The organism is Rhizobium rosettiformans (assembly GCF_016806065.1).
Lineage (GTDB): Bacteria > Pseudomonadota > Alphaproteobacteria > Rhizobiales > Rhizobiaceae > Allorhizobium.
The window spans coordinates 3556345-3580990 of record NZ_CP032405.1 but is presented as its reverse complement, the minus strand read 5'-3'; the positions used below and the strand labels follow the sequence as shown (position 1 = coordinate 3580990).

At 61.4% G+C, this 24646-nt stretch carries 20 protein-coding genes; 12 read left to right on the top strand and 8 right to left on the bottom strand.

Features of this window, described 5'->3' with window-relative positions; translation table 11 throughout:
* Nucleotides 1-12: 12 nt before the first annotated feature.
* From pcsA to D4A92_RS17535, 9 genes are all read left to right on the top strand, one after another.
* Nucleotides 13-741, top strand: a complete 729-nt coding sequence (gene pcsA, locus D4A92_RS17575) for a phosphatidylcholine synthase (protein WP_203016194.1) — start codon at nucleotides 13-15, stop codon at nucleotides 739-741.
* A gap of 116 nt (nucleotides 742-857) precedes the next feature.
* Nucleotides 858-2453, top strand: a complete 1596-nt coding sequence (locus D4A92_RS17570; RefSeq protein WP_203020017.1) for an ABC transporter ATP-binding protein — start codon at nucleotides 858-860, stop codon at nucleotides 2451-2453.
* Nucleotides 2443-3534, top strand: coding sequence for an ABC transporter permease (locus D4A92_RS17565; RefSeq protein ID WP_203016190.1), 1092 nt, complete (start codon nucleotides 2443-2445; stop codon nucleotides 3532-3534). Before D4A92_RS17570 ends, D4A92_RS17565 begins: the two co-directional genes overlap by 11 nt.
* Nucleotides 3531-4451, top strand: coding sequence for an ABC transporter permease (locus D4A92_RS17560; protein ID WP_203020015.1), 921 nt, complete (start codon nucleotides 3531-3533; stop codon nucleotides 4449-4451). Before D4A92_RS17565 ends, D4A92_RS17560 begins: the two co-directional genes overlap by 4 nt.
* Before the next feature lie 40 nt (nucleotides 4452-4491).
* Nucleotides 4492-5565 (top strand): BMP family ABC transporter substrate-binding protein, encoded by a 1074-nt coding sequence (locus D4A92_RS17555; RefSeq protein WP_203016188.1) that lies wholly within the window; start codon nucleotides 4492-4494, stop codon nucleotides 5563-5565.
* Between the two features lie 147 nt (nucleotides 5566-5712).
* Nucleotides 5713-6465, top strand: a complete 753-nt coding sequence (locus D4A92_RS17550; RefSeq protein ID WP_203016186.1) for a FadR/GntR family transcriptional regulator — start codon at nucleotides 5713-5715, stop codon at nucleotides 6463-6465.
* 70 nt (nucleotides 6466-6535) lie between these two features.
* On the top strand, nucleotides 6536-7897 hold the full coding sequence (gene glmU, locus D4A92_RS17545; protein WP_203016184.1) for a bifunctional UDP-N-acetylglucosamine diphosphorylase/glucosamine-1-phosphate N-acetyltransferase GlmU: 1362 nt from the start codon (nucleotides 6536-6538) through the stop codon (nucleotides 7895-7897).
* A 138-nt stretch (nucleotides 7898-8035) separates the two neighbouring features.
* Nucleotides 8036-9862 (top strand): glutamine--fructose-6-phosphate transaminase (isomerizing), encoded by a 1827-nt coding sequence (glmS, locus tag D4A92_RS17540; RefSeq protein ID WP_203016182.1) that lies wholly within the window; start codon nucleotides 8036-8038, stop codon nucleotides 9860-9862.
* Between the two features lie 101 nt (nucleotides 9863-9963).
* A complete protein-coding gene (locus tag D4A92_RS17535) occupies nucleotides 9964-10692 on the top strand; it encodes a DUF502 domain-containing protein (RefSeq protein WP_246753970.1) in 729 nt (242 codons plus the stop codon).
* A 12-nt stretch (nucleotides 10693-10704) separates the two neighbouring features.
* Here the strand turns inward: D4A92_RS17535 and recG are convergent, their stop codons facing one another.
* Entirely contained in the window at nucleotides 10705-12810 is a 2106-nt protein-coding gene (gene recG, locus D4A92_RS17530; RefSeq protein ID WP_203016178.1) for an ATP-dependent DNA helicase RecG, read from the bottom strand.
* Nucleotides 12811-12905: 95 nt separating this feature from the next.
* Here recG and D4A92_RS17525 point away from each other — a divergent pair, with 95 nt between their 5' ends.
* Both D4A92_RS17525 and mfd read left to right on the top strand, forming a co-directional pair.
* The gene (locus D4A92_RS17525) at nucleotides 12906-13220 is read left to right on the top strand and encodes a succinate dehydrogenase assembly factor 2 (protein WP_203016177.1); all 315 of its coding nucleotides are present in this window, start codon (nucleotides 12906-12908) and stop codon (nucleotides 13218-13220) included.
* 5 nt (nucleotides 13221-13225) lie between these two features.
* Nucleotides 13226-16732, top strand: a complete 3507-nt coding sequence (gene mfd / locus D4A92_RS17520; protein ID WP_203016175.1) for a transcription-repair coupling factor — start codon at nucleotides 13226-13228, stop codon at nucleotides 16730-16732.
* Between the two features lie 30 nt (nucleotides 16733-16762).
* Here the strand turns inward: mfd and D4A92_RS17515 are convergent, their stop codons facing one another.
* The 3 genes from D4A92_RS17515 to D4A92_RS17505 form a co-directional block, all read right to left on the bottom strand.
* The gene (locus D4A92_RS17515) at nucleotides 16763-17698 is read right to left on the bottom strand and encodes a DMT family transporter (RefSeq protein ID WP_203016173.1); all 936 of its coding nucleotides are present in this window, start codon (nucleotides 17696-17698) and stop codon (nucleotides 16763-16765) included.
* Nucleotides 17699-17755: 57 nt separating this feature from the next.
* Entirely contained in the window at nucleotides 17756-18427 is a 672-nt protein-coding gene (locus D4A92_RS17510; RefSeq protein ID WP_203016171.1) for a DsbA family oxidoreductase, read from the bottom strand.
* Between the two features lie 98 nt (nucleotides 18428-18525).
* The gene (locus tag D4A92_RS17505) at nucleotides 18526-20391 is read right to left on the bottom strand and encodes an extracellular solute-binding protein (protein ID WP_425957975.1); all 1866 of its coding nucleotides are present in this window, start codon (nucleotides 20389-20391) and stop codon (nucleotides 18526-18528) included.
* A gap of 212 nt (nucleotides 20392-20603) precedes the next feature.
* On the opposite strand from D4A92_RS17505, the gene D4A92_RS17500 reads away from it, so the two are divergent.
* Complete coding sequence (locus tag D4A92_RS17500) at nucleotides 20604-21236, top strand: invasion associated locus B family protein (protein ID WP_006727721.1); 633 nt, start codon at nucleotides 20604-20606, stop codon at nucleotides 21234-21236.
* Nucleotides 21237-21314: 78 nt separating this feature from the next.
* Here the strand turns inward: D4A92_RS17500 and hspQ are convergent, their stop codons facing one another.
* The 4 genes from hspQ to D4A92_RS17480 form a co-directional block, all read right to left on the bottom strand.
* Nucleotides 21315-21644: a heat shock protein HspQ gene (gene hspQ / locus D4A92_RS17495; RefSeq protein ID WP_203016169.1), complete on the bottom strand. Its 330-nt coding sequence runs from the start codon at nucleotides 21642-21644 to the stop codon at nucleotides 21315-21317.
* Between the two features lie 87 nt (nucleotides 21645-21731).
* On the bottom strand, nucleotides 21732-22652 hold the full coding sequence (locus D4A92_RS17490) for a DMT family transporter (RefSeq protein WP_203016168.1): 921 nt from the start codon (nucleotides 22650-22652) through the stop codon (nucleotides 21732-21734).
* A 152-nt stretch (nucleotides 22653-22804) separates the two neighbouring features.
* On the bottom strand, nucleotides 22805-24214 hold the full coding sequence (glnA, locus tag D4A92_RS17485) for a type I glutamate--ammonia ligase (RefSeq protein ID WP_006727718.1): 1410 nt from the start codon (nucleotides 24212-24214) through the stop codon (nucleotides 22805-22807).
* 62 nt (nucleotides 24215-24276) lie between these two features.
* Nucleotides 24277-24615 carry a P-II family nitrogen regulator gene (locus D4A92_RS17480; protein WP_006727717.1) on the bottom strand — a complete coding sequence of 113 codons (339 nt, stop codon included), beginning with the start codon at nucleotides 24613-24615 and terminating at the stop codon, nucleotides 24277-24279.
* Nucleotides 24616-24646 lie beyond the last annotated feature (31 nt).

Here is a 24646-nt window from a genome sequence, read left to right as displayed (position 1 = left end):
ACTGGAGCAGGGATGAAGATCTTCAATTACAAGCGTGTGCCCTATGCCGAGATCCGTGCCTTTTCGGTTCATATGCTCACCGCTTCCGGATCCTTCCTCGCCTTTCTCGGTGTCGTTGCGGCAGCGGAACACCGCTTCGTCGACATGTTCTGGTGGCTGGGGCTTGCGCTGCTCGTGGACGGTATCGACGGTCCGATCGCCCGCAAGATGCGCGTCAAGGAAGTCCTGCCGAACTGGTCCGGCGATACGCTCGACAACATCATCGACTATGTCACCTATGTGCTTCTGCCGGCCTTTGCACTCTATCAGAGCGGCATGATCGGCGAGCCCTGGTCATTCGTTGCCGCCGGACTGATCGTGGTGTCGAGCGCCATCTATTATGCCGACATGGGCATGAAGACGGACGAATACTTCTTTTCCGGCTTCCCCGTCGTCTGGAACATGCTGATCTTCACCCTGTTCGTGATCGACGCGAGCGCAACCACGGCCTTGGTCGCGGTGCTGGCATCGGTCGTGCTCACCTTCTTGCCGATCAACTTCCTGCACCCCGTGCGCGTCCAGCGCCTGCGGCCATTCAACATGGCCGTGTTTCTGCTCTGGTGCGCCTTTGGTGGCTACGCCCTTCTGCTGCATTTCGAATCGCCGCAATGGGTTGTCATTGGCATGATTGTCTCCGGACTCTACCTTTACGTGATCGGTGGCGTGATGCAGCTTTTCCCCGGTCTTGGTCGCCGGGGCTGACGTCGTCCTGACGCAGCTGGGCAAAACCAAAAAAAACTTTTGCCTATATATTGTGCGCTGCCGCAAACCGGTTATGAATTGAGCGATGGACCGGGCGCAAGACCTGGCCGATGCGCATGAGAGTGCAAGGGGGACCTGTGCCGCAACAACCGCCCGAGGGCGAAAAGCCGCTTTTGACCGTGCGGGGGCTGACGAAGCTGTTCGGCAGCTTCAAGGCCTGCGACGAGATCGACCTCGACATCGGCCATGGCGAGATCCACGCTCTACTCGGCGAGAACGGTGCCGGCAAATCGACCCTCGTCAAAATGCTGTTCGGCATTCTCGCGCCGTCCGCCGGCACGATCGGATGGGAGGGGCAAGACCAGGTCATCCCCAATCCTGCCGCGGCCCGGCGTCTCGGCATTGGCATGGTCTTCCAGCATTTTTCGCTTTTCGAAGCGCTGACGGTCGCCGAAAACATCGCGCTGTCGCTCGACGAAAAAATCTCGATCTCCGAGCTTTCCAAGAAGGCGGCCGAGCTTTCCGTCGCCTATGGACTGCCGCTCGATCCGAATGCCCATGTCGCCGATCTCTCGGTCGGTGAGCGCCAGCGCATCGAGATCGTCCGCGCGCTCCTGCAGAACCCCAAACTGATCATCCTCGACGAGCCGACCTCGGTGCTTACGCCGCAGGAAGCCGACAAGCTGTTCGAGACCCTGTTCAAGCTGAAGGCGGAGGGGCGTTCGGTCCTCTACATCAGCCATCGCCTTGAGGAAGTGCAGCGCATCTGCGATCGCGCCACCGTGCTCCGTCACGGCAAGGTGACGGGCGCCTGCGACCCGCGACAGGAAACGCCGGCTTCGCTTGCCCGCATGATGGTGGGCGCCGATGTCGCCGGTGTTGAGAAGGTCGAGCCGCCCACGGATGGTGCCGTACAATTGCAGGTGAGCGCTCTCTCGGTCAGTCCTCGGACACCGTTTGCCATGGCGCTCAAGAATGTGTCGATGACCGTCAAGGCCGGCGAGATCCTCGCCATTGCCGGGGTCGCCGGCAACGGTCAGAGCGAACTCTTTGATGCGCTTTCCGGCGAGTATGTGGTGCCCAATCCCGAAGCAATCCGCCTGCGCGGCAAGCCCGTCGGTCGCCTCGGGATCAACGAACGCCGGCTGCTCGGTGCCGGCTTCGTGCCGGAAGAGCGCCACGGCCATGCGGCGATCCCCGCGATGAGCCTGTCGGAAAACCTCTTTCTGTCGCGCAATGCATCCGACCGTTCGGCCTATCTCGCGGGCGGCAAGATTGGCCTTATACGCCATGGCTTGGTGCAGCAGGCGGCGCGCCGCATCTCCGAGATGATGGATGTGCGCAAGAGCGGTGAGGATCCAGCAGCCGGTTCACTCTCGGGTGGCAATCTGCAGAAATTCATCGTCGGTCGTGAACTCGACCGCCAGCCTTCTGTTCTGGTCGTCAACCAGCCCACCTGGGGTGTCGATGCAGGCGCTGCAAGCCGCATTCGCCAGGCGCTCGTCGATCTCGCCAAGTCGGGCTCGGCTGTCGTCGTCATCAGCCAGGATCTCGACGAGATTTTCGAAGTGGCAACCTCGATTGCCGCCATTTCGGAAGGCAAGCTGTCCGACGCCTATCCCGCCTCGACCATGACCCGCGAACGCATCGGTATCCTGATGGGTGGCGTCCATGGCCTGACCACTGCCCCGGAGGCGGCCCATGCGCATTGAACTTGAACGCCGGTCGCGTCAGTCCAGCCTGTTTGCCATCGTCTCGCCTCTACTGGCGCTGGCGCTAACCGTCTTCTTCGGCGGCATCATGTTTGCGATGCTTGGCAAGGACCCGGTCTCGGCACTCTTCAGCTTCTTCATCGAGCCGCTGCTCGAGGTCTGGTCGCTGCACGAGCTTGCGGTGAAGGCCGCGCCCCTGATCCTGATCGGTGTCGGCCTGTCGGTCTGTTATCGCTCGAACAACTGGAATATCGGCGCCGAAGGGCAGTTCATCGTCGGGGCGATCGTCGGCTCGATCCTGCCGATCACCTTTTACGAATGGTCCTCGCCGCTGCTCTTGCCGATGATGATCGTCATGGGTGCCATCGGCGGTGCCGCCTATGGCGCCATTCCGGCGCTCTTGAAGACCCGCTTCAACACGAACGAAATCCTGACCAGCCTGATGCTGGTCTATATCGCCCAGCTTTTCCTGGATTGGCTGACGCGCGGCATCTGGAAGGACCCGGCTGGCTATAATTTTCCGCAGTCGCGTTCCTTCGTCTCGGAGGCCGTATTGCCGGAAATCCTGTCGTCGGGCCGCGCCCATCTCGGCATCATCTTTGCGCTGGTTGCGGCCGTCGCCGTCTGGTTCATGATGCGCTACACGCTGAAGGGATTTCAGGTCGTGGTACTCGGGCAATCGGAACGGGCAGGGCGCTTTGCCGGCTTCTCCTCGCGCAAGATGGTCTGGTTCTCGATGATGTTTTCCGGCGCGCTGGCAGGTCTTGCCGGGATTTCGGAAGTATCTGGCTCGATCGGTCACCTGCAGCCGACGATTTCACCAGGCTACGGCTTTACAGCGATCATCGTTGCCTTTCTCGGCCGTCTCAATCCGCTCGGCATCATCGCGTCTGGCTTCGTGCTGGCGCTGACCTATCTCGGTGGCGAGGGCGCGCAGCTGTCGATCGGTGTTTCCGACAAGGTGACCCGCGTCTTCCAGGGGCTCTTGCTGTTCTTCGTGCTCTCCTGTGACACGCTCATTCTCTACAAGGTGCGGATCGTCTTCGACCGTGCCCGCAATGCCGCGACGAAGGGGGCCTGATCATGTTCGAGGCCATCCTTCTCACCATCATCACCGCCTCGACACCGCTGGTGATCGCCGCCATGGGCGAACTCGTGGCCGAGCGTTCGGGCGTGCTGAACCTCGGTGTCGAAGGCATGATGATCATCGGCGCGGTCTGCGCCTTCATTGCGACCAACATGACCGGCTCGCCCTATATCGGCGTTCTCGCGGGAATCGCGACCGGCGCGATCTTTTCGCTGTTGTTCGGGTTCCTGACGCTCACGCTGGTCGCCAACCAGGTGGCGACAGGTTTGGCGCTCACCATTCTCGGTCTCGGTGTTTCCGGCATGGTCGGCGAAAGCGTCGTCGGTGTTCCCGGCGTGAAGATGCAGCCGATCGTCATTCCGCTCTTGTCCGACCTGCCACTGATTGGGCGCGTCCTGTTCGCTCAGGACATCTTCTTCTACCTGTCGATCGCACTGGTCGCCGGGGTGAACTGGTATCTGTTCAAGAGCCGCTCGGGCCTCAAACTGCGCGCCATCGGCGACAGCCATGGCTCGGCCCATACGCTCGGGCTTCCCGTAATCCGGACACGCTATCTGGCGGTGATGTTCGGCGGCGCCTGTGCCGGTCTTGCCGGTGCGCAGCTGTCGCTCGTCTATACGCCGCAATGGGTCGAGAACATGTCCGCCGGCCGCGGCTGGATCGCGCTCGCCCTCGTCGTCTTCGCCGCCTGGCGTCCCTGGCGGGTGCTTGCCGGCGGCTATCTCTTCGGCGCCGTCACCATCGGGCAGCTGCATGCGCAGGCCCTTGGCATCGGCCTGCCCTCGCAGTTTCTGTCCGCGCTGCCCTATGCGGCGACCATTGTCGTGCTGATCATAATCTCCCATAATCGCCGCACGACGTTGATCAACACGCCGGCCTGCCTCGGCAAGCCGTTCGTGCCGGATAGATAATCAAAACAAAAGCTTCAACCTAACCAGACAGGGGTACACCATGAAGACTATCCTCCTCGCGCTTGCCGCTTCGGCCGCCGCCATCGTTGGCGTCGCGGCACCCGCCGCTGCCCAGGACAAGACGAAGGTCTGCTTCGTCCATGTCGGCTCGAAGACCGACGGCGGCTGGACCCAGGCGCACGATATCGGCCGCCAGCAGCTGCAGGAGCATTTCGGCGACAAGATCGAAACGCCTTACCTCGAAAACGTTCCGGAAGGCCCGGATGCCGAGCGCGCCATCGAGCGCATGGCCCGTTCCGGCTGCGCCCTGGTCTTCACGACCTCCTTCGGCTTCATGGATGCGACCCTCAAGGTTGCCGAGAAGTTTCCGGACGTGAAGTTCGAACACGCGACCGGCTACAAGACCGCAGCGAATGTCGCGACCTATAATTCGCGCTTCTACGAAGGCCGCTTCATCAACGGTCAGATCGCCGGCAAGATGTCGAAGACCGGTGTCGCCGGTTACATCGCGTCCTTCCCGATCCCAGAAGTGGTCGCTGGCATCAACGCCTTCCTGCACGGCGCCCGCACCGTCAATCCGGACTTCAAGCTGAAGGTCATCTGGGTCAACACCTGGTTCGACCCGGGCAAGGAAGCCGATGCCGCCAAGGCTCTGTTCGACCAGGGCGTTGACGTTCTGACCCAGCATACCGACACCACGGCTCCGATGCAGGTTGCCGAAGAGCGTGGCCTCAAGGCTTTCGGTCAGGCCTCCGACATGATCGCCGCCGGCCCGACTGCGCAGCTGAGCGCCATCGTCGACACCTGGGCGCCTTACTACATCAAGCGCACCCAGGCTGTGATCGACGGCACCTGGACTTCCGCCCAGACCTTCGACGGTCTTGTCGACGGCATTCTGTCGATGGCGCCCTACACCAACATGCCCGACGACGTGAAGGCCATGGCGATGGACACCGAAGCCAAGATCAAGTCCGGCGAACTCAAGCCCTTCACCGGTCCGCTCAACAAGCAGGACGGCTCCGTCTGGTTGGCGGAAGGTGAGTCGGCTGACGACGGCACCATCCTCGGCATGAACTTCTACATCGAAGGTGTGGACGACAAGCTGCCGCAGTAATCTGCGATTTGCGAAATGGAGAGAGCGCCTCAGGGCGCTCTTTCTTTTTTAGAGTTCCGAAAATTGCAGGAATACTCAGATAGCGCCTTCACCCGCGTTTGCCTTTCGTATAACAACCCCAGCAACTAAGGCGGGGTGTGAGGCAGGATGCGGAAGGAAGATGTTCGGGAACTGAAGGTCGTTTCCAATCTTCGGACAAGCCACGCGAAGGTGGTCGAGCAACTCGGCCTTGCGATCGTCGGGGGTCGATTTGGCATAGGCGAAGCCTTGCCTGGGGATGCTGAACTGGAAGCCCAGTTCGATGTGTCGCGGTCCGTGCTTCGCGAGGCGATGAAGACCCTGACCGCCAAGGGTCTGGTGGTTGCCAAATCGCGTGTCGGCACACGGGTGACCGACCGCTGTCACTGGAACCTCGTCGATGAAGACGTGCTGCGATGGCATTTCCGAACCGGCGTCACCCGCGAGTTTATCGATCATCTCTATGATGTCCGCCTGGTGCTGGAGCCGGCATCGGCTGCCTTTGCGGCGCTGCGCGCTTCGCCCGAGGACTGTGCCGAATTGCGTCACTACGCCATGCAGCTTGGTTCCAACGAGCTCGACTGGCCAAGTCAGGTTGAGGCGGATCTGCGCTTCCATGTCCTTCTGACCGTCGTCGGGGCTAACCCATTTCTCGAAAGCATGGTGGGTTTCATCAAGGCCTCACTCGATGGTGCCTTCACCATGGCGTTCGATCCGCAGCTCGCTGGTCGCGGGGAGGCTATCACGGAGCTGCATCTGGCGATCGTTGATGCGATCGAGCAGCGTGATCCCGAGGCTGCGAAATCGGCCACCGAACGGGCGATCGAGCAGGGGCGTGCCGCAGCGTTGAAGGCGGTCGACAGTTCCCAGAAGCGCGGCTAGTTCTCGCAACACTTGCGGGCAGCACCCGCTGGTATTAGTGAGAAGCGCCATTCTCAGTTCGGAGCCATCCATGAACCGCACCTGTCTCGCTGTCGTCCTCGCTGCTGGTGACAGCACCCGCATGAAGTCGTCGATGTCGAAGGTGCTGCATCCCGTGGGTGGGCGTCCGATGATCGCGCATGTCATGGCATCGATTGCCGCATCTGGTGTGTCTGATGTGGCGCTGGTTCTCGGTCGTGATGCCGAAAAGGTCGAAAAGGCAGCCTCGATTGATGGGCTTTCGGTCGAAGGCGTGTTGCAGACCGAGCGCCTTGGCACGGGGCACGCCGTTCTGATGGCCAAGGAGGCGATCGCCCGCGGCTATGACGAGATCCTCGTTGCCTATGGCGATGTGCCGCTGATCACTGCCGCACCGCTGAAAGCTGCCCGCGAAGCACTCGCCGGCGGTGCTGACGTGGCCGTCATCGGTTTTCATACGGCCAATCCGACCGGCTATGGCCGCTTGCTGGTCGAAGATGGCGAGCTGGTCGCCATCCGCGAGGAAAAGGATGCGACCGAGGCCGAACGTGCCGTCACCTGGTGCAACAGCGGACTGATGGCGATCGATGGTAAGAAGGCGCTCGATCTGCTCTCCCGGATCGGCAACCAGAACGCCAAGGGTGAATACTACCTGACCGATCTCGTCGAGATAGCCCGTTCACTGGGCGGCAAGGCTGTCGCCGTCGATGCGCCAGAGAGTGAACTGACCGGCTGCAACAATCGCGCCGAGCTTGCCGTGATCGAGCGCCTCTGGCAGGAGCGCCGCCGTCATGAACTGATGGTCTCGGGCGTGACGATGATTGCCCCGGAGACGGTGTTTCTAAGCCACGACACTGTTATGGGCCAGGATGCGCTGATCGAGCCCAATGTCGTCTTTGGTCCCGGGGTCACCGTCGAGGGCGGCGCTGTCATCCATGCCTTCTCGCATCTTGAAGGCGCCCATGTGTCAGCTGGCGCGACCGTCGGACCCTTCGCGCGACTGCGCCCCGGTGCAAATCTCGCCGAAGGCTCGAAGGTCGGCAATTTCTGCGAAGTGAAGAAGGCCGAGATCGGCCGTGGCGCCAAGGTCAATCACCTGACCTATATCGGCGACGCTGTCGTTGGCGCCGAGACCAATATCGGTGCCGGCACCATCACCTGCAATTATGACGGCGTGAACAAGCACGAGACGCATATCGGTGCCGGGGCCTTTATCGGCTCGAATTCGTCCCTCGTCGCCCCGGTGAAGATCGGCGATGGCGCGCTCATCGCGTCCGGCAGCGTCATCACCGAGGACGTGCCCGCCGATGCACTCGCCTTCGGCCGTGCTCGCCAGGAGGTGAAGCCGGGCCGCGCCGCTGTGATCCGCGAACGTAACCTCGCAATCAAGGCTGCGAAGAAGGCCGGCAAGTAATACGACCAGTTCAGACTTCACCGCTTGTTATGCTGCGTTGCATTACGAGACGAAACGCAATTTGACCTCACGCACAATTGCCTATTGCGATGAAACCGCTAGGAAAAGCCGCGTGGTTGATACGAAACGGAGAATTTCATGTGCGGCATCGTCGGCATCGTCGGTAACAAGCCCGTGGCGGAGCGTCTGGTGGATGCCCTGAAGCGGCTCGAATATCGCGGCTATGATTCCGCCGGTGTTGCCACCATCAACGACGGCAAGCTCGATCGCCGCCGCGCTGAAGGCAAGCTCTTCAATCTCGAGACGAAGCTTGCCGGCGATCCGCTTCCCGGATCCATCGGCATTGCTCACACCCGCTGGGCAACCCATGGCGTGCCGAACGAAACCAACGCCCATCCGCATTTCGTCGAAGGCGTCGCCGTCGTTCATAACGGCATCATCGAGAATTTTTCCGAGATCAAGGAAGAACTGGCGGCCGAAGGCGCCACCTTCACCACGCAGACTGATACGGAAGTCGTCGCGCAGTTGCTCGCCAAGTATCGCCGGCAGGGTCTCGGTCGCCGCGAGGCCATGCACGAGATGCTGCGCCATGTGACCGGCGCCTATGCGCTCGCCGTCATCTTTGAGGACGATCCGTCGACGATCATGGCGGCACGCTCCGGTCCGCCGCTTGCGATCGGTTTCGGCGACGGAGAGATGTTCCTTGGGTCCGATGCGATTGCGCTCTCGCCCTTCACCAACCGCATCGCCTATCTGCATGACGGCGACTGGGCGGTCATCGGCAAGCAGGGCGCCCATATCTTCGACATCGACGGCAATCCGGTCGATCGTCCGGTGCAGATCTCCTCGGCCTCCGCCTACATGATCGACAAGGGCAATCATCGCCACTTCATGGAGAAGGAGATCTACGAACAGCCGGAGGTGATTTCTCACGCGCTGTCGCACTATGTCGACTTCGCCGAGCACACTGTTCGGGACGCGGCAAACGAGATCGATTTCGCCAATCTGCGTGGCCTTGCCATCTCCGCCTGCGGCACCGCCTATCTGGCTGGCCTCGTCGGCAAATACTGGTTCGAGCGTTATGCCCGCCTGCCGGTCGAAATCGATGTCGCCTCGGAATTCCGCTACCGCGAAATGCCGCTGTCGAAGGATCAGGCGGCCCTTTTCATCTCGCAGTCCGGTGAAACGGCCGACACGCTCGCCTCGCTGCGCTACTGCTGTGACAACGGGCTGAAGATCGGCGCCGTGGTCAACGTCAAGGAATCGACGATCGCCCGCGAATCGGATGCCGTCTTCCCGATCCTCGCCGGCCCGGAAATCGGGGTCGCGTCGACCAAGGCCTTCACCTGCCAGCTGGCAGTCCTTGCCTCGCTGGCGCTCGCTGCCGGCCGTGCCCGTGGCACAATTGATGAGACGGAAGAAAAGCAGCTGGTGAAGAGCCTGGCTGAAATGCCGCGCATCATGAGCCAGGTGCTGAATGCGGTGCAGCCACAGATCGAGGCCCTGTCGCGCGACCTCTCGAAGTTCAAGGATGTGCTCTATCTCGGACGTGGCACCAGCTATCCGCTGGCGCTCGAAGGCGCACTGAAGCTCAAGGAAATCTCCTATATCCACGCCGAAGGTTATGCCGCTGGCGAGCTGAAGCACGGCCCGATCGCTTTGATCGACGAAAACATGCCCGTCATCGTCATTGCACCCTTCGACCGCTTCTTCGAAAAAACCGTGTCGAACATGCAGGAGGTGGCCGCCCGCGGCGGTAAGATCATCTTCATCACCGACGACAAGGGCGCCGCCGCCTCCAAGCTTGAGACCATGGCGACCATCGTGCTGCCCGTGGTCGCCGAGATCATCTCGCCGATGGTCTATTCCATCCCGATCCAGCTTCTCGCCTATCACACGGCCGTCTTCATGGGCACCGACGTCGATCAGCCGCGCAATCTCGCCAAGTCCGTCACGGTCGAGTGATCCGGATCGGGGCAGTCCGCTGCCCCAATTCTTGCTCTTGCGCCCTAGGTGTCACTCCGGCATTGTCCGCAGCGTTACGGCACTGCACAATGACGGTGGGCATGACCGAAGGTTCTGACAGGATTTCGATGGCGACCCGGCTCAGGAACAACTTCCTGACTGGTCTCATCATTTGTGCGCCGATGGCGATCACCATCTATCTGACCTGGACCTTCATCCATTGGGCAGACAGCTGGGTGAAGCCTTATCTGCCGGATCGCTATAACCCTGAAGCCTATCTGAAGTTTGCTGTTCCCGGCACCGGACTTCTCATCGCTATTCTCTTCATCACGCTTGTCGGCTTTCTCGGGCGAAACCTGATCGGTCGCTCGATCGTCTCCTACAGCGAGAACATCCTGAACCGAATGCCGCTGGTGCGTACCGTCTACAAGAGCACCAAGCAGATCTTCGAGACCGTGCTGAAAGAGCAGGGCAACTCTTTCAAGAAGGTCGGCCTGATCGAATTTCCGCGCTCGGGGACCTGGGCGCTGGTCTTCGTTTCGACGGACGCGAAGGGCGAGATTGCTGCGAAGCTCAATCAGGACGGCGAGGAAATGGTTGCCGTGTTCTTAGCGCCGACCCCTGTGCCCACAGCCGGCTTTCTGATGTTCGTGCCGCGCAGCAAGCTGATGCTACTGGACATGAGCCCGGAAGAGGGTGTGAAACTCTTGATCTCGGCGGGTCTGGTCACGCCGGAGTATAAGCCGACCGTCGCGGACGCCATGGCGGCGTTTCAGGATCTCGCGGCTGATGATCCGGTCGAGCCGCCCAAGCGTGCCGGCCGTTCCTAAATACGTCTTTCCTCACCCCGCATGCAGGAAGCGGATCGCTTCGTCTCGGCGGTGGAGATACAGCAGTGTTCTGACAGCTTCTCCCCGCTCCGAAGTGAGTTCCGGGTCTCGATCCAGCAGATAGGCAGCATCCTTGCGGGCGATCTCCAGCAGGTCGCCATGATGTTCAAGGCTGGCGATCTTGAAGCCCGGCGTGCCCGACTGCCGTGTCCCCAAAAGCTCCCCTTCGCCTCGGAGCTTCAGGTCCTCCTCGGCGATCAGGAAGCCGTCTTCCGAATCGCGCAGGATCGACAGCCGCGCCTTGCCGGTTTCGCCGAGCGGCCCCTTGTAGAGAAGGATGCAGCTCGACGCCTCCTCGCCACGGCCCACACGACCGCGCAGCTGATGCAGCTGTGCGAGCCCAAAGCGTTCGGCATGTTCGATCACCATGATCGTCGCATCGGGCACATCGACGCCGACCTCGACCACGGTGGTGGCAACCAGCAGCCGCGTCTCGCCATTCTTGAAAGCCAGCATCGCGGCGTCCTTCTCCGGCCCTGCCATGCGGCCATGTACGAGGCCGATCGGCGCCTTGATGAACTGCGCCAACACCGCCTGCCGCTCCTCGGCCGACATCAGCTCGCTTTCTTCGGTTTCCTCGACCAGGGGGCAGATCCAGTAGGCCTTCTTGCCTTCCGCGATTGCCGCCCGCAGACGCTCGATGACATCGGGTACGCGCTCGGTCGGTACGGTCACTGTCTGGATCGGCTTGCGGCCTGCCGGCTTCTCTGTGAGCTTGGAAACATCCATGTCGCCGAAGGCGGCAAGCACCAGCGTGCGCGGGATGGGGGTTGCCGTCATGACCAGCATATGCGGCGAGATGCCCTTGGAGGTGAGCCGCAAGCGCTGGTGCACGCCGAAGCGGTGCTGTTCGTCGACGACGGCGAGTGTCAGGTTCTTGTAAACAACGGCATCCTGGAAGAGCGCATGGGTTCCGATAACGATCTGCGCCTCGCCGGATGCGATCCGCTCCAGGATGGCTTCTCGCTCCTTGCCCTTTGTCCGGCCGGTCAGCACTTCGATCCGGAGGCCTGCGGGTGCGCCGAGCTTGGCAAGTGTTGCATGGTGCTGTCGTGCCAGGATTTCCGTCGGTGCCATCAGCACCGCCTGTCCGCCTGCCTCGACGGCTGCTGCCATGGCAAACAGCGCCACCAGCGTCTTGCCAGCGCCCACGTCGCCCTGCACCAGCCGCAGCATGCGCTGGTCGGTGGCCATGTCCTTCAGGATGTCGTCGATTGCTGCCAGTTGGCTGTTGGTCGGTGTGAAGGGCAGGGTGGCGCGGATCTTGTCGCTGATCTCGCCCGTCGGCTTGATCGGCGTGCCCGGCACCCGGCGCAGCTTCTGCCGCACCAAGGCGAGCGACACCTGGCCGGCGAGGAATTCATCATAGGCGAGCCTGCGTCTGGCCGGCGCTTGCGGGTCGATGTCCTTCTCGTCGCGCGGATTGTGGAGCGCAACCAGGCTCTCGCGCACGCTGGCGAAACCCTGTTTCGTCACAAGCGGCGCATCCGCCCATTCCGGCATATCCGGCATGCGCTCGACAGCCGCCTCCACGGCCTTGCGCAGCACCTTGGGGCCGAGCCCTGCGGTCAGCGGATAGACCGGCTCGACCAGCGGCAGGTTTTCGGCCTCGCTTGCCTTCACCATCAGGTCGGGATGGACCATCGAGGCGCGGCCATTGAACCAGTCGACTTTCCCTGAGACCATGACGATCTCGTCGATCGGCAGTGCCTTTTCCAGCCAGTTGCCCTTGACCCGGAAGAAGGTGAGCGCCAGTTCCCCCGTCTCGTCATGCAGCATCACGCGGTAGGGCAGGTTGCTCTTGCCCGGCGGCGGCGGCATGTGGCGGTCGACCCGGCCGGTGATCGTTACCAGCGAGCCTTGTTGTGCATAGGCGATGCCCGGCTGGTGGCGTCGGTCGATCAGCCTGTGCGGCGCGAGGAAGAGCAGGTCGACGACCCGCGTATCCTCGGCATCCTCGCGCCCGAGCAGTGTGGCGAGAAGTTGGGCGAGCTTGGGGCCCACTCCGCTGAGCGAGGCGACGGAGGCAAACAGGGGATCGAGAAGATGGGGACGCATGATGGGCGCAAAATGCCTCGTTATTTGCCCCTTTGGCAAGCTGACATTTGCCGGACGCTGCTCTATAGAAGCGCAAGATTTAAAAGGATGCCAAGATGACTGGACTGGTGAAAAGCAGTGCCGACCTCGATCCGCGCCGTCGGCGCATCCTGTTCCGCTGCTGGCATCGCGGCATCCGGGAAATGGACCTGATGCTCGGGCAGTTCTGCGAGGCCCATATCAGCCAGCTTTCCGATGAGGAGCTCGACGAGTTGGAGCGCATTATGGTCGAGGAAGACAATGACCTCGTCCGTTACATCACCGGGGCCGAGCCCGTGCCCGCCCATCTCCAGACACCGCTCTTCGAACGCATTGCCGCCCTGCGCCCGGATTTCTCACCGGTCACGGGCGATGAATACGCTGCAAAGTAACTGATATGCCCCTGATCGATGTGAAGCGGATTGTCGGCGCACAATCTGCGCTGACGCTCTCCCATGTGCCCGACGGCATGGATGCCTTCATCCTGGCCGAGCTGGCGCGTGAAGGGAAACCGGTCGCCTATGTGGTGTCCGACGGACAGCGGCTGCAGAACCTCGAGCAGACACTGAGCTTTGCTGCGCCCGACATTCCGGTCTTAAGCCTGCCTGCCTGGGACTGTCTGCCTTACGACCGCGTCTCGCCGTCCGCTGATGTGTCGGCCCGGAGATTGGCGGCACTGTCGGGTCTGATTGCGCTCTATCTCAATCCGCATCCTGCCATCGTGCTGGTGACGGTCAATGCCATGCTGCAGAAGGTGGCACCAGCTGATGTGATCGACAGCCTCGGCTTTTCGGCCAAGCCCGGCAATCAGGTGCGCATGGATGACATTGCCGCACGTCTGGAGCGCAACGGTTTCGACCGGGTTGCGACTGTGCGGGAGGTCGGTGAATTCGCCGTGCGCGGCGGCATTCTCGATGTCTTCGTGCCCGGTGCGGAAGAGCCCGTGCGTCTCGACTTCTTTGGCGATACGCTCGAAAGCATCCGCTCCTTCGATCCGGCAAGCCAGCGCACGATCGCCCAGGTCCGTTCGCTTGATCTCAACCCGATGAGCGAGGTGACACTGACGCCGGAGAGCATCAGCCGGTTTCGCAAGAACTATCTCTCGCTCTTCGGCGCCGCCACCCGCGATGACGCGCTCTATGCCGCCGTCTCCGAGGGGCGCCGCTATGCCGGCATGGAGCACTGGTTGCCCATGTTCTACGACAAGCTGGAGACGACCTTCGATTATCTGCGCGGCTTCCGTATGGTCACCGACCATACCGTGCGTGAGGCAGCCGAAGAGCGCGCCAAGCTGATCCGCGACTACTACGAGGCGCGCCTTAACTCGGCGACGCCCGGCAAGGGCCATCTCGCCCAAGGCACGCCGTACAAGCCGGTTCCGCCGGAGCGGCTCTATCTCGGTGCCAGCGAGTTCGGCGCCAACCTCGACGCTTTCGACCCGATCCGGATCACCCCCTTTGCCGAACACGGGGGTGAAAGCCGTGTTGTCATCGAGGTGGATGCCCGGCCGACGCCGCGCTGGGCAAAGAGTGCCAACGAAGCCAGCGAAGACGGCAATCGCGCCAATGTCTTTGGCCAGGCGGTCACCTATATCGCCGACAAGCGCGCTGCTGGCGCCAAGGTCGTCGTCTCCGGCTGGTCGGAAGGTTCGCTCGATCGCCTGCTGCAGGTGCTCAATGAGCACGGCCTGGAGCGGCTTGTGCCGGTCGCGGCCCTCAAGGATGTCGACAAGCTGAAGAAGGGCGAGGCGGGCACCGCCGTCCTCAGCCTCGAAGGCGGCTTCGAGACCAACGGGTTCGTCATCATCGGCGAACAGGACATTCTCGGCGACCGCATGGTCCGCCGCTCCAAGCGCCGCAAGCGCGCCGCCGATTTCATCTCTGAAGTTGCGGGCATCGATGAAGGTTCGATCGTCGTTCACGCCGAACATGGCATCGGCCGTTTCGTCGGTTTGCGCACCATAGAGGCCGCCGGCGCCCCGCATGCCTGCCTCGAACTGCAATATGCCGATGAGGCCAAGCTCTTCCTGCCGGTCGAAAACATCGATCTGCTCTCCCGCTATGGCGGCGAGGCGACGGAAGTGCAACTCGACAAGCTGGGCGGTGGCGCCTGGCAGATGCGCAAGGCGAAGCTCAAGAAGCGCCTGCTCGACATGGCAGGCGCCTTGATACGCATTGCCGCCGAACGCATGACACGGACGGCTCCGGTATTGACCACACAGGAAGGTCTCTACGACGAGTTCGCCGCCCGTTTCCCCTATGACGAGACGGAAGATCAGGAGACCGCGATTGAATCCGTCCGCTCGGACCTCGGCGCCGGCCGTCCCATGGACCGCCTCGTCTGCGGCGATGTCGGATTCGGCAAGACGGAAGTGGCGCTTCGTGCCGCATTCATCGCCGCGATGAACGGCATCCAGGTTGCTGTCGTCGTGCCGACCACGCTTCTGGCCCGCCAGCATTTCAAGACCTTTTCCGAACGCTTCCGCGGCCTGCCGATCCGCGTCCAGCAGGCCTCGCGCCTTGTCGGCACCAAGGAGCTGAACCTCGTCAAGAAGGAAGTCGCCGAAGGCAAGACCGATATCGTCGTCGGCACCCATGCGCTGCTCGGCACCGGTGTCAATTTCGCCAATCTCGGTCTGCTGATCATCGACGAGGAGCAGCATTTCGGCGTCAAGCACAAGGAGCGGCTGAAGGAGCTGAAGTCGGACGTGCACGTCCTGACGCTTTCGGCCACGCCCATCCCGCGTACCCTGCAGCTTGCCATGACCGGGGTGCGCGAACTCTCGCTGATCACCACGCCGCCGGTCGACCGCATGGCAGTGCGCACCTTCATTTCGCCCTTCGATCCGCTCGTCATCCGCGAGACGCTGATGCGCGAGCATTATCGTGGCGGACAAAGCTTTTATGTCTGCCCGCGCCTTGCCGATCTCGCGGATGTGAAAAGTTTCCTCGACGAGAACGTGCCGGAACTGAAGGTGGCGATCGCCCATGGCCAGATGGCTGCCGGCGAGCTCGAAGACATCATGAACGCCTTCTACGAGGGCCGCTATGACGTGCTGCTCTCGACGACCATTGTCGAATCCGGCCTCGATGTGCCGACAGCCAATACGCTGATCGTCCACCGTGCCGACATGTTTGGCCTCGCCCAGCTCTACCAGATCCGTGGCCGTGTCGGTCGCTCCAAGGTCCGCGCCTTCGCGCTCCTGACGCTCCCGGTCAACAAGGTGCTGACGGCGGGTGCCGAACGGCGCCTGAAGGTCCTGCAGTCGCTCGACACGCTCGGCGCCGGCTTCCAGCTTGCCAGCCACGACCTCGATATCCGTGGCGCCGGCAATCTGCTCGGCGAGGAACAGTCCGGCCATATCAAGGAAGTCGGCTTCGAGCTCTACCAGCAGATGCTGGAAGAGGCGGTCGCCGAGGTGAAGGGTGTCGATGAAGTGGTCGATACCGGCTGGTCGCCGCAGATCCAGGTCGGCACCTCGGTCATGATCCCGGAAAACTACGTGCCGGATCTGCATCTGCGCATGGCACTCTATCGCCGCCTCGGCGAGCTCGACGACCTCAGAGAGATCGACGGATTCGGCGCCGAATTGATCGACCGCTTCGGCCCTATGCCGATCGAAGTGCAGCATCTGCTGAAGGTGGTTTACATCAAAGCGCTCTGCCGCGTGGCCAATGTCGAAAAGCTGGAAGCCGGGCCCAAGGGTGTCGTGGTTCAGTTCCGCAGCAAACAGTTCCCCAATCCGGCAGCGCTGGTCGGCTATATCGCCAAGCAGGGCAGCATGGCAAAGATCAGAGCGGACCACTCGGTGTTCCTCACCCGCGACCTCCCAACGCCGGAGAAGCGGCTGGCAGGGGCTGCAGTGGTGATGACGCAGCTGGCGGAGTTGGCGAAGGCGAGTTGAGGCGAGGGACTGGCGCCTGACGACTGGGGTTCAGACGTCGGTCTGTTCCGGCTTGATCGCCAGCGCCGCATCCGTCTTGCCGGCCACCGGTGGCGGAAGGGGCGTGTCGCGCTTGCGCTCGCGGATCAGCGTCAGAAGCCCTGATCCGACGATCAGCACGATGCCGATGCCCATCGGCCAGTCGACCTTGTCGCCGAAGACGAGATACCCCAGCAGGATGGCCCAGAGCATCTGGCTGTACTGGATCGGTCCGACGATCGGGGCGGGGGCATAAAACGACGCCAGCATCATGAAGATGTTACCGACGGCTGCGAGCAGGCCGAAGGCGGCAAGCAGCATCAGGTCATAACGGTCGGGTGCCTGGAAGTCCGGTAGAGAGAAGGCCGCGCAGATGATGACGCTGCCGAGCAGACCCGCACCGTAAAGCGAGATGTTCTTCTCCTGCGGGCCCATGGCGCGGAAGATGATGATCGTGACGGCGCCGGCAAAGCCTGAGATCAGTGCTGCGAGGTGCCCGATTTCCAAATCGCGAAAGCCCGGACGCAAGACCACCAGCACGCCGAGGAAGCCGATCAGGACGGCTGCCCAGCGCTTCATGCCCACCTCTTCCTTGAGGAAGATCACCGACATGATGGTGGCAAAGCTCGGCAGCAAGAAGATCAGGCAGAAGGCCTCGGCCATGGAGAGCTGGGTAAAGGCAATGATGCTGCCGACCGTGCCCACGGCAGAACAGACGAAACGCAGGCCCCAGAGCGGCCAGTTGGTGCTGCGCACCAGATCCGTATAGCGGTCGCCGCGTTTCATCAGGAAGGGGATTGCCAAGAAGCCGAAGAGGCTGCCGATGAAGCCGGCTTCGAAGGCGGGCACGCGGCCTTCCACCATTTTCACGGCAGCATCACTGAAGGAATAGGCGGCAAAGCAGATGAAGGCGAAGATGACGCCTTTGAAAGTGGTGTCGGCGGACAAGGTGATGATCCCGGGGAGGAGGTTACCTCACCGGGATACGAGTGTTCGTTACAACCGTCAATTCAGATTGCGCAGCGCCTCGGCCTTCGCCTTGGCGATTTCACGCAGGGCATTGGCAAGTTCCGCCGGCGGCTGGGCACCGCTGACCGCATATTGCTGGTCGAAGATGAAGAAGGGCACGCCGTTCACGCCCATCTGCTTGGCGGCTTCGACCTCGGACAGCACATGGTTGACGTCGGCATCGCCTGACAGCAGCGATTCGATCACCGGCCGCGACAGTCCGGCGTCGGTCGCGATGTCGAGCAGCACGGCGGTATCGCCGATATTGCGGCCCTGTTCGAAATTCGTCTTGAACAGCAGGTCGACCACGCGGGTCTGCGTCTCCCGGCTTTCCTGGCCGGCCCAGTGGATCAGTCGGTGGGCATCAAGCGTGTTCGGACCGACCTTGATCGCATCGAAATCGAAGGCGATGCCGACCTCGGCACCGAGCGACTTCAGATGCGCATGCGCCTGATCCATTTTGTCCTTGCCGCCGAGCTTCTTCGCCAGTTCGACCTGCTGGTCGACGCCTTCAGGCGGATAGTCGGGGTTGAGCTGGTAGGGCCGCCAGTTGATGTCGACGCTGACTTCGTCCTGCACTTCGGCGATCGCAAGCTCAAGCCGCGCCTTGCCAAGATAACACCAGGGGCAGACCACGTCGGATACGAGGTCGATGGTGATGCGGTCCATGGTGTCATCCTTTTCTGGCATTCGTGTCGATCGTCCTTAAAGCAAAGCAGGCCGGAGACAAGCTCCGGCCCGGAAACACAGCGTCAAACGCTTGGGGGTTATTGCATCCGTGCGTCGAACCATGTGGAGCGCTGGTAGCCATAGAGCGGGGCTGCATCGGGCCGTCCGATATGCTTCCAGCGGGCGACCCATTGCTCGCCGATGTGATAGAGAGGCACGAGGTAGTGTCCGGCAACCAGGAGCCGGTCATAAGCGCGCACGGCTGCCTGGAAATCGGCCGGGTCGCGGGCCTGCAGCAATGCCTCGATCATGCGGTCGATGTCGGGGTCGGCCACGCCAGCATAGTTGAAGCTGCCCTGGGCATCTTTCGCTTCGGATGCCCAACGATTGACCTGCTCGGCGCCGGGCGAGAGCGACGAGGTGTAAGCCTTGATGATCATGTCATAGTCGAAGCTGTTGGAGCGCGCCTGATACTGCGCGTCATCGACGGTGCGGATCGCCATGTCGATGCCGATCATTTTCAGCGTCCGCTGAAACGCGATGGCCATCTTCTCCTGACCTTCGTTCTGGGTCATCACCTCGAAGGCGAGCGGCTTGCCGGCGGCATCGATCATCTTGCCGCCCTGGATCTTGTAGCCCGCTTCCTGGAAGAGCCTGACGGCCGTGCCGAGCGCCTTGCGATCACCGCCGGATCCGTCCGTGGCCGATTGGCTGTAGGTGCCAGCGAGGATCTCCGGCGACAGTTTCTCTTTCGCAGACCCGAGCAGCGCCAGCTCCCTCTCGTCTGCGGCATTGCCGAAGGCGCCGAGTGCCGAATTTTGCCAGTAGCTTTGCGTGCGGGTGAAGGCGTTGCCGAAAAGGGTCTTGTTCATTGCTTCGAAGTCGAAGGCGGTGCTGATTGCCTCGCGCACCTTGACGTCCGCAAAGATCGGGCGGCGGGTGTTGAAGACGAATCCCAGCATGCCGGAGGGGAGCCCAGGCTTGAAGGCTTCCTTCACTACATCGCCATTCTGCGCAGCCGGGAAATTATAGGCCCGCTGCCAATGGTTCGAATCGCCATCCGGATAGATGTCGATCTCGCCTTTCTTGAAGGCTTCGAACAGCGTTGCCTCCTGGAGGAAATAGGTGACGCTGATTTCGTCGTAGTTGTCGAAGCCGACCTTTGAAGGAATGTCCTTGCCCCAGTAGTCGGGGTCGCGTGCCCAGGTGACCTTCTCGCCGGGCTTCAGCTCCTTGATCCTGTAGGGGCCCGAACCGATCGGGATGGCGAGTCCGCCCTGATCGAAGGTTTCGGGATCGATCGCGTGTTTCGGCAAGATCGGGGTCGAGTTGGCGAAGATCAGCGGTGTCTCGCGGTTTGCCTTCTCGTTGAAGGTGAACTTGATGCCGTGCTCGCCGACCTTCTCCATGCTGGCGACCGCGTTGAGCCGGCCGTTGAAGGGCGGGCGTCCCTTGTCGCGCAAGAGTTCGAAGGTGAAGATCACATCTTCGGGAGTGACCGGCTTGCCGTCATGCCAGCGCGCTTTGGGGTTGAGATTGAACTGCACATAGGTGCGGTCGGCATCCCATTCGACGGTTTCGGCCAGCAGGGCATAGAGGGTGAAGGGCTCGTCGGCAGACCGGGTCATCAGCGGTTCGTAGAGCAAATTGCCGAATTCCGGATCCCAGACGCCGCGCGCCGTCGTGCGCATGCCCTTAAGGACAAAGGGGTTCAGCGCATCATAGGTGCCGACCACGCCGTAATTGACCTTGCCACCCTTTTTCACCTCCGGATTCACGTAGGGAAAATGCGTGTAGTCTGCGGAGAGGGCAGGCTCTCCATGCATGGCAATGCCGTGCATGGGTTCTGCCGCAGCGACAGAGGCGAAGGGCAGCAGAAGCAGAGTAAACAAGAGACGGCGCAAGGCGACGATCCTCCTCGAATTAGAATCTCGAATGTGCCGGGACGCTAGCACACTCACCATAAAACCAACACAAGCGGGTGAGAATGAGGAGATGTGAGTCGATCCGGCGTCAAAGAAACGCTGGATATTCTGGCCGCCGCGATGTAACAGGTGAGCCAGATCGCAGGGTCATGTATTTGCCTCATTTGAACCACAGGTGGGGGCTGACAAGACCGGTGAATGACGCGGCAAAAAAGTCCGCGCGACAGGGGTTTTCAGGAGACGGAATACGTATGATGTTCAAACTTAGCAACGCAACGCGGACGGCTGTGTCTGCAATCGCACTGTCCTTCGCGGCAACCGCCATGCCGGTCGTCGCCCAGGCACAGGAAGCCGCCGCGCCTTCCGAGGCGAAGTGGTTCAAGACCTGCGCCAAGCAGGAAGAGTCCGACGTCTGCGTCGTCCAGAACCAGCTCGTCGCCGCAAACGGTCAGCTGATCACCGCGGTCGGCCTGATCACGGTCGAAGGCAAGGTCAACCGCAAGCTGCTACAGGTCACGGTTCCCTCGGCCCGCCTCATCCCGCCGGGCGTGATGATGCAGATCGATGGCGCTAAGGGCACCAAGCTCGACTACGCCGTCTGCCTGCCGGACCGCTGCACCGCTGAAATCCCGCTGACGGACGCGATCATTGCTAGCCTGAAGAAGGGTAACGAGGTCGTCTTTACCTCGATCAACTTCCGCCGCGCGCCGAACCCGATCAAGATCCCGCTGACCGGCTTCACCGGCGCCTTCGATGGCGAGGCTATGTCGCAGTCGCAGGCCGAAGAGCGCCAGCGCATGCTGCAGGAAGCCATGCAGAAGAAGCAGGAAGAGCGTAACAAGGCGATCACCGACGCCCAGAACGCTGCCAAGCAGGGCAACTGATCCCCCCGCGATCAGCTCTAGATACAAGAAGCCCGCGTCATCAGACGCGGGCTTCTTTGCATTGAGGTATCAGGTGGCTTAGTGGGCGAAGTTCATCTTCGGCTTATAGCGGCCCGTCTGCTGCGGTTCGAAGATCTGCTGGATCTGCGGATTACGCAGGGGCTCCTGGCTCTGATCCCGCTCCAAATTCTGCTCGGAGACATAAGCGACGTATTCCGTTTCGGAATTCTCCGCGAGCAGATGGTAGAAGGGCTGGTCCTTGTGGGGCCGGACCTCGGCGGGGATTGCATTCCACCACTCCTCGGAATTGGCAAACTCCGGATCAACATCGAAGATCACGCCGCGGAACGGAAAGTACTTGTGCCGTACGACGTCCCCGATACCAAATTTAGCGCTTCGTTGTTTCATGGTTTGACTTCCTTTCCCTGTCATATTTGGGAAGAAAGCCCGGCAAAATCAAGGGATGGTGTGTGACAGTGTGGCCAACTGCCAGACCTAGGCCGTTTTTCGGCCCGGTGCTGTTGCAAGGACGAGCCCGCCGGTGACCAGAACTATGCCGATGGCGTGATAGTGCTCGAAACGTTCGCCGAGGAAGACGACCGCCATCAGGATCGACATCGGCGGCATGAGGTAGAGGGTCATTCCGGCGATCCCGGGCCCGAAGACCTGGACGGCGTGCTGGAAGCAGTAGAAGGCGGCAAGGGACGCAAAGAGGACGATCCCGGCAAGCTTGGCGAACTCCATCCAGGTGTCGGGCAGGGGGGCTCCCGAGGCCATTTCGATCAGTCCCGGCGGGATGAGAACGACCGCGCCCGACAAAGCCAGCAAGGCGAACAGAGGCAGCGGCGGCATCGCGCGGACGGAAGGGCGCCGCAGCAAGAGGGAGTAGGCGGCAAAGGCAATTGCAGCCACGAGAATTGCGAGATCACCGATGTTGAAGGTGAGTTCAAGAAGCGCTTCGGGATGCCCCTTCAGGACGATTGCGACGACGCCGCCGAAAGCGATGATCATGCCGAGAAGTTCGCGACCGGTGATGGCGCGCTTCTGAAACAGCCACTGGAACAGGATGATGAAGAGCGACGAGGTCGTGTAGATCAGTGTTGCGTTCGATGCGGTGGTGAGGGTCAGCGCCCAGTAGACCACGCCGCCGCAAATGCCCATGCCGAGAATGCCAAGCGTCAGCCAGAGGGCGGTGTGTTGCCGGACGAAGGCAAGGCAGGCCTGGCGCTCGCGCCAGATGAAGGGCGACATCAGGAGCGCGGCTCCGACCCACCGCAACAGCGCAGTCGTGAATGGCCCGACCTCGCCTGATATCCCTCGACCGAAGATCAGGTTCGAGGAAAAGAACAAGGGCGCCAGCAAGAACAGCAGCCAGTCGTAAAGGCGCGGATCGGTGGTCTGGTGTGGAGCGGGCATGGGGATCGCTATCGGCGGAGGGAAAGGACTGTCCAAGTGCTAACGTGCGGCCATCCTGGGCGAAAGCGGCATTTCTTCGAAATGGTACCGAGACAAACGAAAAACGCCGGCGGATCTCTCCGCCGGCGCTTCTGGTCGGCAAAACCTGATGATCAGGCCGAGTAGTACATGTCGTATTCGACCGGATGCGGGGTCATTTCAAAGCGCATGACTTCCTGCATCTTCAATTCGATGAAGGAATCGATCTGATCGTCGTCGAACACGCCGCCGGCGGTCAGGAACTTACGATCCTTGTCGAGGCTTTCAAGCGCTTCACGCAAGCTGGCGCAGACCGTCGGGATCTTCTTCAGCTCCTTCGGCGGCAGGTCGTAGAGATCCTTGTCCATGGCCTTGCCCGGATGGATCTTGTTCTTGATGCCGTCGAGGCCGGCCATCAGCATGGCAGCGAAGGCGAGGTAGGGGTTCGCCATCGGATCCGGGAAGCGGACTTCGACGCGCTTGGCCTTCGGGTTGGTGCCGAAGGGAATACGGCAGGACGCTGAGCGGTTGCGGGCCGAATAGGCCAGCAGGACCGGAGCTTCGTAACCCGGGACCAGACGCTTGTAGGAGTTGGTCGACGGATTGGTGAAGGCATTGAGTGCCTTGGCATGCTTGATGATGCCGCCGATGTAGTAGAGGCAGCTCTCGGACAGGCCGGCATATTCGTCGCCGGCGAAGGTCGGCTTGCCGTCCTTCCAGATCGACTGGTGCACGTGCATGCCCGAGCCGTTGTCGCCGAAGATCGGCTTCGGCATGAAGGTCGCGGTCTTACCATAGGCATTGGCGACCTGGTGCACGACATACTTGTAGATCTGCATCTTGTCGGCGTTGCGCACCAGGGTGTCGAACTTGATGCCGAGTTCGTGCTGAGCAGCTGCCACTTCGTGGTGGTGCTTTTCGACGACGACGCCCATTTCGCCGAGGACCGTCAGCATTTCGGAGCGCATGTCCTGCAGGCTGTCGATCGGCGGAACCGGGAAGTAGCCGCCCTTGACGCGCGGACGGTGGCCGAGGTTGCCGGTTTCATATTCGGTGTCGTCGTTCGACGGGAGTTCGGTCGAATCGAGCTTGAAGCCGGTGTTGTACGGGTCGGCCTTGTACTTCACGTCGTCGAAGACGAAGAATTCGGCTTCCGGACCGACGAACACGGTGTCACCGATGCCCGATGCCTTGAGATAGGCTTCGGCCTTCTTGGCGGTGCCGCGCGGGTCACGGTTATAGGCTTCGCCCGAAACCGGATCGAGGATGTCGCAAAGGATGACCATCGTCGACTGTGCGAAGAAAGGGTCCATGTGGACGGTTGCCGGATCCGGCATCAGCACCATGTCGGACTCGTTGATGGCCTTCCAGCCGGCAATCGAGGAACCGTCGAACATGACGCCATCGGCGAACATGTCTTCGTCGACGCAGGCAATGTCCATCGTGACGTGCTGCAGCTTGCCCTTCGGATCGGTAAAGCGCAGGTCGACGAACTTGATGTCGTTGTCCTTGATCTGTTTCAGGATATCGTTTGCGGTCGTCATATTCTTATGTTCCTCGCGTGAGCTGACGATTTAAACCCAACCTCCCTTGGTGTCGGGTCCGATTAGATGGCGTCGATACCGGTTTCGCCGGTTCGAATGCGGACGACTTCTTCGACGTTCGAAACGAAGATTTTGCCGTCGCCGATGCGGCCCGTCTGGGCTGCATTGCGGATGGCGTCGATGACGGCCTCCACGTTTTCGTCGGCCAGTACAACTTCGACCTTCACCTTGGGCAGGAAGTCCACGACATATTCGGCGCCGCGATAGAGCTCGGTATGGCCCTTCTGGCGACCGAAACCCTTGGCTTCCGTCACGGTGATACCCTGCAAGCCGACTTCCTGAAGGGCTTCCTTCACTTCGTCGAGCTTGAAAGGCTTGATGATCGCTTCGATCTTTTTCATGAGAAAATTTCTCTCCGCTTCCTCAGTAAAG

Coding starts and splice junctions, on each gene's coding strand:
- pcsA (WP_203016194.1), top strand. CDS start 13: ATGAAGATCTTCAATTACAAGCGTGTGCCCTATGCCGAGATCCGTGCC.
- D4A92_RS17570 (WP_203020017.1), top strand. CDS start 858: ATGAGAGTGCAAGGGGGACCTGTGCCGCAACAACCGCCCGAGGGCGAA.
- D4A92_RS17565 (WP_203016190.1), top strand. CDS start 2,443: ATGCGCATTGAACTTGAACGCCGGTCGCGTCAGTCCAGCCTGTTTGCC.
- D4A92_RS17555 (WP_203016188.1), top strand. CDS start 4,492: ATGAAGACTATCCTCCTCGCGCTTGCCGCTTCGGCCGCCGCCATCGTT.
- D4A92_RS17550 (WP_203016186.1), top strand. CDS start 5,713: ATGCGGAAGGAAGATGTTCGGGAACTGAAGGTCGTTTCCAATCTTCGG.
- glmU (WP_203016184.1), top strand. CDS start 6,536: ATGAACCGCACCTGTCTCGCTGTCGTCCTCGCTGCTGGTGACAGCACC.
- glmS (WP_203016182.1), top strand. CDS start 8,036: ATGTGCGGCATCGTCGGCATCGTCGGTAACAAGCCCGTGGCGGAGCGT.
- D4A92_RS17535 (WP_246753970.1), top strand. CDS start 9,964: ATGACCGAAGGTTCTGACAGGATTTCGATGGCGACCCGGCTCAGGAAC.
- recG (WP_203016178.1), bottom strand. CDS start 12,810: ATGCGTCCCCATCTTCTCGATCCCCTGTTTGCCTCCGTCGCCTCGCTC.
- D4A92_RS17525 (WP_203016177.1), top strand. CDS start 12,906: ATGACTGGACTGGTGAAAAGCAGTGCCGACCTCGATCCGCGCCGTCGG.
- mfd (WP_203016175.1), top strand. CDS start 13,226: ATGCCCCTGATCGATGTGAAGCGGATTGTCGGCGCACAATCTGCGCTG.
- D4A92_RS17510 (WP_203016171.1), bottom strand. CDS start 18,427: ATGGACCGCATCACCATCGACCTCGTATCCGACGTGGTCTGCCCCTGG.
- D4A92_RS17505 (WP_425957975.1), bottom strand. CDS start 20,391: ATGGTGAGTGTGCTAGCGTCCCGGCACATTCGAGATTCTAATTCGAGG.
- D4A92_RS17500 (WP_006727721.1), top strand. CDS start 20,604: ATGATGTTCAAACTTAGCAACGCAACGCGGACGGCTGTGTCTGCAATC.
- hspQ (WP_203016169.1), bottom strand. CDS start 21,644: ATGAAACAACGAAGCGCTAAATTTGGTATCGGGGACGTCGTACGGCAC.
- D4A92_RS17490 (WP_203016168.1), bottom strand. CDS start 22,652: ATGCCCGCTCCACACCAGACCACCGATCCGCGCCTTTACGACTGGCTG.
- glnA (WP_006727718.1), bottom strand. CDS start 24,214: ATGACGACCGCAAACGATATCCTGAAACAGATCAAGGACAACGACATC.
- D4A92_RS17480 (WP_006727717.1), bottom strand. CDS start 24,615: ATGAAAAAGATCGAAGCGATCATCAAGCCTTTCAAGCTCGACGAAGTG.